We start from the raw sequence: 9,435 nt of genomic DNA, 5'->3' as shown, positions 1-9,435 counted from the left end.
CGCGCAACGGCACGCCTGTGATCAGCATGTCGTCGTTAATTCGGCCGTTCAACTTAAGCGGCCACCCGGCGCTAAGCCTTCCAATGTCGATCAAAGGCTCCCGACTAAAAGCGGGATTGCAAATCGTTGGACGTAAGGGCGCCGACGAACAAGTATGCGCAATCGCCGCAAGCTTCGAGCAGGCGCTGGCTCGGTAACCATCCGCCGCTACCGGAGCGGCTCACTATATTATTCCAACTCAGGAGTCAATTTATGTCTAAAAGAGTGGTGATGGTAACCGGAGCGGCACGCGGCTTGGGCGCCGCGATCGCAGAACGATTTCATGCCGCGGGATATCTTGTCGCTATTGCCGACATCGCCGAGAGTCAAGCCTCAAAGCTCGCAAGCATGTTAAGCGCGGATGGCTCGAGCGCGTGCGCTATCGCCTTAGATGTCACCTCGAAAGCCGCTTTTGGGGCGGCCCGCGAAGCACTTTTAGCGCGGTGGGGACGTATTGACGTACTGGTTAATAATGCCGGCATGTCAAAAGTCACGCCGATCATGGACATCACTGCAGAGCAATTTGACCATGTGATAAACGTCAACTTGCGTAGCGTCCTTTTTGGATGTCAGGTATTCGGACAGTACTTCGCAGACTTGGGCATAGGGCGAATTGTCAATATCGGATCACTCGCTGGACAGAATGGTGGCTCGGCAACTGGTGCTCACTATGCCGCGGCGAAAGGAGGCGTGCTCACGTTAACCAAAGTATTTGCCCGCGACCTCGCGTCGTCCGGCGTCACTGTCAATGCCATCTCACCGGGCCCGATGGACTTGCCGATAGTCTACGAGAGTGTTCCCGCAGACAAGCTCGATGCAGTGATTGCAAATATCCCAGTCGGCCGATTGGGTTCACCCGGAATGTGGCAGACATGGCCCTACTACTTGCATCTGAGCAGGCGTATTTTGCCAACGGCGCATGTTGGGATCTCAACGGCGGGCTATTCATGCGCTAAGACTGTACGCATCGCTTCCTGCAATGCGAGGCCGTCGTGTGCAAAATGATTCAGACCTTTGCTGCGCCCGTCTCCCTGGCCTTCCGCATATACGAGCGTAAGGTCTCGCAACGCATCGACCGCTTTACGTGCACCGTCGAGAAAACGCTGCTCTATCGCGATTGCGATTTCCTCCGCAAAGCCGATGCCATCGAAACTACTCGTGGCCACCGTGTCTCCCGAGCGGATCAGTTGCACAGCCTCCCACGCCGAGACGATTTTTCCCGTCTCTGGACTGCGTGGGAAAGACGGGAACTGCGAGAACACGGTTGTCATGGTGGATCTCCGGCAGAGTCCGTCCGCCCGTCCGGTCAGCCTCTACGAGCCCCCCTCGGCGACGTCGTCTTGGTCAAAGGGCAAGGCGGCCGCTACAACTCGGCACAACCGACGTTTATCCCTGTTCCACCAACCACACAAGGTGCAGTATGAAACGTACGCCTTATCACGAGGCTTTCTTGGCCGTGCTGGAAGTAACACCGTCGCGTAGTGGTTCACGAATTCCTGCGTCGTGCGTCCCAGCCCCGGTTCGTAGCGGTCGGGCTGCACATTCAGCGCACGCGGATTATCCGGGACAAGCAGGCTCGGGGCGCCTCCATAGAACCATGGCACCGATAAGCCCGCCGATCCAGTCGTGCGTACCCTCCGAGCGCGTCGCACAGGTATACGTGTGATTTGCCCGTTTATGCGGAACTCTGCATAAACGGGGAACTGGTTGTTCGCGGGTTCTCTGCGTGCTGGTCAACGAGCCGCGCCATCATGAGCCTGTTGCGTTCCGCACAACTCAATGGGCACGACCCGTACGTCTACCTAAAAGATGTCCTCACGCGACTACCGACCCAGCGGGCCGACCAGATCGCCGAATTGCTCCCGCATCACTGGGCGCCACCTGTCGCCTGATCGAGCCCACCCTGCCTTTACCGAGTGCTTACAGACGACGTCCGAAACTCACGAATTCGTCAACCTTTTCTCGTGCACTTCCGCTCGAAATTGCTCGCCGCGCCGACACTACACCAGCCTCGATCGAATCCACAGCATTCGATGCAAAGAGGGCGATGGCCGCATTCAGTACGATGCGATCACGCGCGCCACCCGGTGAATCGTCGAGGGCCTCGAGGAGAAGTTTTGCAGATTCTTCTAGATCGCACCCTGTCAGCGCGCTGTCTGCCATTCTCTTCAGACCAAAGTCCTCTGGCTGAAGCTCGTACTCGAGCACTTTATCGTTCCAAAGTTCACCGACGGCGATGGGGCCTTCAAGTGACACCCCGTGCACCCCGTCGCGGCTATGAACGACGAGTGCATGTACGGCACCCAACTGCTGAATCACGCGAATCTGACATCCGATCATCTCTTTCTGAGACACAACGATCATGTGGTGACGTACATCCGCAGGATTGGTGAGCGGAAGTAGGAGACTGAAGATATTGCTCGCACCTAGCTCGTGAGCGACGGGCGCAATCCTTTTCATCACCGAATGTTGGGTTGCCGATGATAGGAAACCCATCCCCGTTGCAGCGATGGATTCGCTAACCGTCCGCACGGAGACGTTTCGATTCAGGCCAAGCACCTCGAACAAGTCACCGCCACGAGGGTCGGCCGGCATGGCGTTGCACGCGTGCATTGCGACCTGAACACCCGTGGTCGCGACGACGAACATGGTTGCGGTCAACACCCCAAACGCGTTCGAGATGCCGTTGCTCGCGATGTTCAGCGCGTAACGGCCTTCATCGATTTGTACGCGAGGCGCAAACTCGCGCATTGCATTCACCATAGCGACAAGTTCATTCACGCTGCGTCGTTTTGCCTGCAAACCGACCAGCAACGCTGCCATCAATATCGGCGCCGGCTCAGTGCGCTCCATCAGGCGCATCACATCAGCCATATCGCTCGTCGAAATCTCTCGCCGATCGAGGATCCGCTGCAGGACGTTCTGGGGGGAAACAATCATGTCCGAAGTTCCCTAAGAGTCGCGCCATAGCTGCGTCGTGCAGGAGATGGGGCGTCCGCGCAATGACGATGCGATTCGCTTGCCGCCAAGACGGGCTCGTCGATCACCTCAATGCCCGATACCGTCGCTGCGTCGTGCGACGCCCCAATCAACGACAAGTCATCGAAACGGAAAAGATACATCCGGGTCGCCGGGGTCTGTGACCGAAGGGCTCGATATAGCGCCAAAGGATCGCTTCGATGCGACGTCGACACGTTCTGAGTAAGTTGCATAGACCCCCGCTTTCCTGCTGAGATCTCCTCCCGCGCGTCATTGACGGCTCGGATGTAGTGGCGCTGCAAACCAACGTCATATGATCGAATGCGCGGATGCTCGGCATCTGGAGGCAAATGCTCTCTCCCGTGCAAGCGGGATTGCAATTCTCGCAATCGCGATACCCCGCGCGCATAAGCGCCAGGCTCGGCAGGATCCACGTAGATAACCAGATAGAGCTTACCCGCGAGCCGGTCGAGTATCGCAAGCTCCTCCGTCAAAAGCAGTTGCATGTCGGGCAACGCCGGGTGATCACGGCACACCCGGCTGACCCTACCTTGACTGCGAATGTTCATCTCACTTGGAGTAAAATAACCGCTCAGTGAGACACATGGCAGCGAAAAACTCGGATGCTTCGCATATTGCAGGCGAGCCTGAAACCGCGCAGCGAATGCGAGGAGATCGCCGTTGCGAGCCTCAATCACCTCGCGATCCCGCACTACCTCGCCGGCTACGACGCCGTCAATATATCTGGCGCGTAAAATTGTTCGCGCAGGTAGGCCGATATAGGCATACCGGCTGTAGCACTGGCCATCGACAACGGATTCTGCCAGGAAAGAGTTTGCACCGTTGCGCTCACTTTGCGCGAGCTTGTAATACAAGGATATGGGTGTCTCCAGATCCGCCAGTGCAGTTGCTATCAAAGGAATGCGGTTAAAGCCGGCACTCGCCAGATGGTCGAATTCGTGCTCAGTCATGTTTGACATGTCTCGTCCGCCGTAGGCCATTTTTTGGCGCAGCGCGAAAAATGGTGTAACCGATCACTGATGTAGAGGTGCAACAACGAACACGCCCACGACAAGGCGAACAATGCCCAATCAGACCCCCATTCCATACATCATCTTGCCAATCCGCCGGCGTATGCCTCAGCATAGCGACCCATCAAATTTGAAAGGGATGCCGGTACACTCACGCAAAAATGACGATGGGAGATCAAACAGCGACAACAAAAAACGAAGACGACCCGCCTGAATGCAAGGCCATCAGTCAGTGTCCAGTTCAACGCCGCCAGCAACGCCAAAACCAGATGGCTAGGTCGCTAGGCAGTCGACTCCGTTTTTTGCTCATAAACATGAGGAAGACCAATTATTTGACTGATGTACGGAACACACTATAAAACAAGTGGTTCGCAAACATGATCCACAGACCGGACGAAAGGAGCAGCACCCATAGACTTGTACCTGCGTCAGTCGTCAGCGGACTCGTCTCCGCCCTTTATGGCAGACGGGTGAACCGCATAGACAGAATATTGCAACGTTAGTCCCTCCTTTTTCCCCTGTCCGACCGCAATGACCTTGTTGAGCCAATCGTACCGGACATCGCTCGTCTCGAACTCGGGTGTTGTAAAAAAATAAGGCGACGAACCAGGTTGTTGTCCCGGAGAAAAAGGTGCAGGAAAATTCGTAGAATCGTGACGGATACCACGATGGCGATAAGCAATCCCGGCACCATCGTCAGTCTGCAGTAGGAAGCCGACATCCTGCACGATAACGCCATCTTGCCGGACTCGGAGCCAGTCGCCCCCGTTAATTAACTTACCTTTCAATCCAGGACCGGAAAACCAACCAGTTGCACCGAAATACAATCGACGCTCACCTAACGGGACTTTTCCCAGCAGGTGTTCCTCGGCCACGTTGACATACAGATCAAACAGAAGCGATAAGTCGATGGGAAGAGATTGGATTGCCATTTGAACTTATCTCCGCCGGAAGCGTTGAAGTTTTTCTTCACTAAGTGTTACGCCCAGTCCGGGGCCATGCTTGACCCAGATACGATTATCCCGAATTTCAACAGGATCTTCGACAATCTCTTCCTTTAGCCAAATCGGGCCGATTTGTTCAGATCCATACGTCGCATTCGGCAGTGCACATGCAAGGCTTACCATAGCGGAAGATCCAATCGAAGCCTCCAGAAAGCAGCCTGCAAAGCAGGGAACACCGGCTGCTTCTGCAATACCCGCGATTTTCTGTGCCGCGAGAATGCCTCCGGACTTCATCGCCTTTAATGCAAACGCATCAGCGAACCGCAAGCTGCCGATTTTCAAAGCATCCTGCAACGTACATACTGATTCGTCTGCGAGCACCTGCGCGGAATATTTCCCCGTAATGCGTGCCATTGCTTCGTGGTTCCATCCTTGCACGGGTTGCTCGATCACTGATACTCCAGCGTCAATCATCACGGGTAGCCAGCGGTGCGCTGTACCTTCATCCCACGCCTGATTGATATCTACTCGTACCGTAGCGCCGCGGCTCAAGAGCGCACTTGCGAGGCTGCACGCAAATGCGACGTCTTCTTTCGGTTCGCGGTAGCCCATCTTGATCTTGAACTCCTGAGCCAGATTCTCGCTCAGCAAATGTTCCGCTTCAGCGACATCACGATCGATATCACCAATAGCGAGCGGCCAGCACGTCTTAACCGACTCACGCGCAAGACCGCCTAGCAACTGGTGCAGTGGCGCGTTAAATACCTTGCCTTTAATGTCGAAAAGCGCCATCTCAATACCAGCTTTGGCGAAGCTGTTCAAGGCGGCAATTTTGTTAAGTTTTCGGAGTACTTCGGGAATCTGAAGAGCGTCGCTCCCGATTAGCGCTGGTGAGAAATAAGAATCAATCATCAGCTTCATTGATTCGACCGATTCACCTAGCCACCAGGGTCCGCCCGGCGTCGTGGACTCGCCGATTCCAACCACGCCGTTGCGCGTCCGTATCCTGATCAACAGAATAGCTTGTGTAGTAATCGACGTAGCGGAAAATTTGTGGACCCGCTTGATGGGGACGTCAACGATAATTGACTCGACCGACTCGATCAGTTCGGAACTCATTTTAGTTGCCTGCTTGAAGGTGGAGACTAGTCTTTAAGCTACGTTCTGACACGCTCTAGGTTTGCCCTCGCGAGCCGAAGGTATCCCGTAGGCGCGAGATCAGCGTCTGTATTCAGATCCGATCAAGATAAAAGTCCTTTCGGATAACTTTCTTCCCATCGCTAAACTCAAAATCGTAGATGAGATCGGCACGAACGCTCTCAGCGCAGTCGGTATCGTTGTACTCCCCTTCCCTGAAATAGATTTGCGTGACGTGCTGCATAAATCCGTCTGCGTTGACGATAAAATGCAAATGTGCTGGCCGCCACGGGTGACGACCCATTGCTTTGAGCAGAATGCCTGTGGGTCCGTTATGCGGGATGGTGTAAGCATACGGAACTGTGCTTAGCAATCGGAAATTCCCGTCCTCCGGAATATGTACACGGCCGCGATAGTAGTCGTTTTTTGGCATATAGTCACAAAAGCCGCTGTAATTTCCGTCCGGGTCCGAATGCCACACGAAGAGCTCGGCACCTGGAATCGGGCGGCCGTCCACGTCCATCACGCGCCCCTCAATGATCAAAGGATCACCGTTCTTCTCAGGGAGCACCTTGAGTTCGGTGGTAACCGTTGGACAGTCCCCCTTGAAATACGGGCCCTGAGTGTTCGTCATAGACCCTTTCCGATGCGTCATCTCGGCATCGTGCACCGTGGCATCGAAGAATATATCCAATGCAAGCGGAATCTCGTACGCCGGAGCAGACAGGAACGTTGCCAGAAACGCCTGCGCTGCCAGATATTCGCTGTGTGTGACATCGTGTTTTAACATGACCTCCCGAACAGCTTTTATAATGTCGTACACCACGATATCAACTCGATTTTCTTTCATCGCCGTCTCCTTTACAATTTGTTAGATATACGAAATGTTTAAGGTTATTTCATAAATCAATAAGCTTTATTTCGTTTTCAAAATTAATTAGTATTTCTCGCCTTCATTTTGTCAATCGATTTGGAGGGCGCCAATCTTCTAACGTCCGAATTCCGGACAACGCGCTTACCACTAAACAGGCGAAACCGGACGCGACACTTTGGGTCGCTCCATTGTGAATCGACCTTCCTCGGAAATCTCAAAATAATCACCAGCGCCTCCCGCTCGTAGAATCGGACGTGCAGTTTCCGTCCTGTAGACTCCGTCGATTAGCAATGCCTTCGATATATGAACACCGATCACTTCACCAAGGATCACCCAAGTCGGAATCGAGGTGCCCGCAACATCCACTAACCTAACGATTTGCGTGCATCTGCATTCGAACGAAACGGGGCTTTCATCGACCCGCGGCCCGGCCACCAGCCTTGACGGCGTCGGCGTCAAGCCGGACAAAGAAAACTCGCTGATGCCGCTGTCGACCTCGGCGCAGGTCGCGTTCATCGCGTCGGCCAAAGCCCGTGTTGCCAGGTTCCACACAAACTCTCCGGTTCGCTCGATGTTGCGAAGAGTGTCCTTGCGGCCTAAGCTCGCGAAACCGATTATGTGCGGATTGTACGAAAATGCATTGAAGAAGCTGTATGGCGCAAGATTGAGGACTTCGTCCTTCGACACAGTCGATATCCATCCAATCGGCCTCGGTCCAACGATCGCGTTAAACGGATCGTGAGCGAGGCCGTGCCCGGCGTGCGGTTCGTAAAAATGCGTTTCGGTAGACATGGCAGAGTCGTTGGTTAACTTATACAATTCAATTCAGGAGCGCGCTTAGCGAATAGCCTGGATCTCGCATCCTCCGGATATCCACCTCGGTGCCTTTTTTCATCAACCTACGGGCAATAGCCACGTCCTTGCCTCGATTAACCGAAGCGATCGCCTCAAGCTTCCCGCCTTCTCCAACACCGTACACACTGAATTTACCGGAGTGAGGATCACCGCGCACAAGCCACTCCTGCGAGCGGTCGAACAACCCCAATGTCTGAATATTCCAGTCATATTGGTCGGTCCAGAGCCATGGAATCTCTTCGTACCGGAGTTCGCCGCCAGCCATATTGCCAGCGGCAACCACAGGCTGATTTTCTGCAATCTGCCATGACTCTATGCGGACATGCCGACGCAAGACGGGGCTGTAGTGAGCAGTAACGTCTCCCGCAGCGAAAACATTGCGATCGGCTGTCCGGCACGCTTCATCAACGACGATTCCGTTGCTGACATCTAAGCCTGCTAGCGCCGCCAACTCGACATTGGGTTCAGCACCTACGCCTGCCACGACAACATCCGCCCTAAGCTGACCACCGTCAACGTGGACGAGCAGCGATCCACAATCCCCGAGGCCGATGCGATGTGGCTGATTGCCCATCAGAAACCGTACTCCCCGAGCCTCGTGCATCCGCAGGATCCGTTCTCCAACTACGGTAGGCATCGAACGTTGCAACAACTGCTCATTTGGTTCAATTACCGTAACTTGGCAGCCCCTGAGAACCGCAGACGATGCGACCTCGAGACCAATGAACCCCCCTCCCAGGATAATTACCGCCCGTCCTGGCTCCAGGTTCTTTCTCAGTAGCTTCGCATCTTTCATGGTCCGCAGGTAGTGCACCTCGGCGCCGGGGTCGACTCGGCACGCCAATGTCCGCGCACGCGAGCCCGTCGCAAGAAGAAGCGCTCCGTAACCGATGGTGTCGCCATTTCCAAGCTCGATGTTTTGCGCATTTCGATTAATGCAAGTCACCCGCGTATTCAATAGCAACTCAATCTCACGATCCTGGTAGAACGCAGCGTTCCGAACAAATGCATCAATTTCCTTCTCCGGTTCAAGCAGGATCTGCTTGGACAGCATCGGACGATCATATGGGGCTACCGCTTCCTCCCCGATGATCAGAATCTCCGATGTGGAGTTTATTTTGCGCAGCTCTTCCGCAGCACGACGCCCAGCCTGACCACCACCCACAATTACATACTCTGAAGTACCGCGATGGCGATAAGATTTGCTAATTTTCGAGTCAGTCATTGGGAATATTAGTGACAATTGTGATCGCGCTCACCTGCGGGCTTCGATTTCAAATGTCGCCCACAGGAAAATCTTTTTCCCGTCTTTCTGCATGCTGCCGCTAGCCGTCAGACTGTCGTTCCTGCACGGCATTCGCTAGCGCGATGCCGATTGGAATATTCGATCGATGTTCTTATCCATCGGATAAGAGTACCCGAATTGCTTCAACCAGCCGATCCGCGAGCACGACCAACGTTTTAAGATTATTGAACCGGACGATTCATGTCCAATGCTATCTAAGACACTGCAATTACCTTTTAGGTATCAGTCGTGTGGATCGTGAAGCCAAACCGCGTGCATGATTTGTCGCTC

At 54.4% G+C, this 9,435-nt stretch carries 7 protein-coding genes and 5 pseudogenes; 3 read left to right on the top strand and 9 right to left on the bottom strand.

Annotated features, from left to right (window positions below; genetic code table 11):
• Together FH08_RS51180 and FH08_RS51175 are read left to right on the top strand one after the other, a co-directional pair.
• A pseudogene (locus FH08_RS51180) lies at positions 1-197 on the top strand (amidase family protein); the annotation flags it as partial.
• 55 nt (positions 198-252) lie between these two features.
• Positions 253-995, top strand: a pseudogene (locus FH08_RS51175) (SDR family NAD(P)-dependent oxidoreductase).
• A 27-nt stretch (positions 996-1,022) separates the two neighbouring features.
• Here the strand turns inward: FH08_RS51175 and FH08_RS0146700 are convergent.
• Both FH08_RS0146700 and FH08_RS51170 read right to left on the bottom strand, forming a co-directional pair.
• Positions 1,023-1,310 (bottom strand): annotated as a pseudogene (locus tag FH08_RS0146700) (acyl CoA:acetate/3-ketoacid CoA transferase); the annotation flags it as partial.
• Positions 1,311-1,463: 153 nt separating this feature from the next.
• Positions 1,464-1,710, bottom strand: a pseudogene (locus tag FH08_RS51170) (IS21 family transposase); the annotation flags it as partial.
• A gap of 30 nt (positions 1,711-1,740) precedes the next feature.
• Between FH08_RS51170 and FH08_RS51165 the strand changes: the two are divergent.
• A pseudogene (locus FH08_RS51165) lies at positions 1,741-1,931 on the top strand (transposase domain-containing protein); the annotation flags it as partial.
• Between the two features lie 28 nt (positions 1,932-1,959).
• Here the strand turns inward: FH08_RS51165 and trpD are convergent.
• The 7 genes from trpD to FH08_RS0146665 form a co-directional block, all read right to left on the bottom strand.
• Entirely contained in the window at positions 1,960-2,979 is a 1,020-nt protein-coding gene (gene trpD, locus FH08_RS0146695; protein WP_031364950.1) for an anthranilate phosphoribosyltransferase, read from the bottom strand.
• Positions 2,976-3,989 carry a chorismate-binding protein gene (locus FH08_RS0146690; RefSeq protein ID WP_051889051.1) on the bottom strand — a complete coding sequence of 338 codons (1,014 nt, stop codon included), beginning with the start codon at positions 3,987-3,989 and terminating at the stop codon, positions 2,976-2,978. Before FH08_RS0146690 ends, trpD begins: the two co-directional genes overlap by 4 nt.
• A gap of 488 nt (positions 3,990-4,477) precedes the next feature.
• Positions 4,478-4,981: a DUF3237 domain-containing protein gene (locus FH08_RS0146685; protein ID WP_051889050.1), complete on the bottom strand. Its 504-nt coding sequence runs from the start codon at positions 4,979-4,981 to the stop codon at positions 4,478-4,480.
• Between the two features lie 6 nt (positions 4,982-4,987).
• Positions 4,988-6,112 carry a muconate/chloromuconate family cycloisomerase gene (locus FH08_RS0146680; protein WP_031364947.1) on the bottom strand — a complete coding sequence of 375 codons (1,125 nt, stop codon included), beginning with the start codon at positions 6,110-6,112 and terminating at the stop codon, positions 4,988-4,990.
• A gap of 112 nt (positions 6,113-6,224) precedes the next feature.
• On the bottom strand, positions 6,225-6,980 hold the full coding sequence (locus FH08_RS0146675) for a dioxygenase (protein ID WP_031364946.1): 756 nt from the start codon (positions 6,978-6,980) through the stop codon (positions 6,225-6,227).
• Positions 6,981-7,151: 171 nt separating this feature from the next.
• Positions 7,152-7,796: a flavin reductase family protein gene (locus FH08_RS0146670; protein WP_031364945.1), complete on the bottom strand. Its 645-nt coding sequence runs from the start codon at positions 7,794-7,796 to the stop codon at positions 7,152-7,154.
• Positions 7,797-7,824: 28 nt separating this feature from the next.
• Entirely contained in the window at positions 7,825-9,084 is a 1,260-nt protein-coding gene (locus FH08_RS0146665) for an NAD(P)/FAD-dependent oxidoreductase (RefSeq protein WP_051889049.1), read from the bottom strand.
• Positions 9,085-9,435: the final 351 nt, after the last annotated feature.

The sequence above is a fragment of the Caballeronia sordidicola genome, assembly GCF_000729995.1.
Classification (GTDB): domain Bacteria; phylum Pseudomonadota; class Gammaproteobacteria; order Burkholderiales; family Burkholderiaceae; genus Caballeronia; species Caballeronia sordidicola_A.
This window is presented reverse-complemented; position numbering and strand designations above follow the sequence as displayed.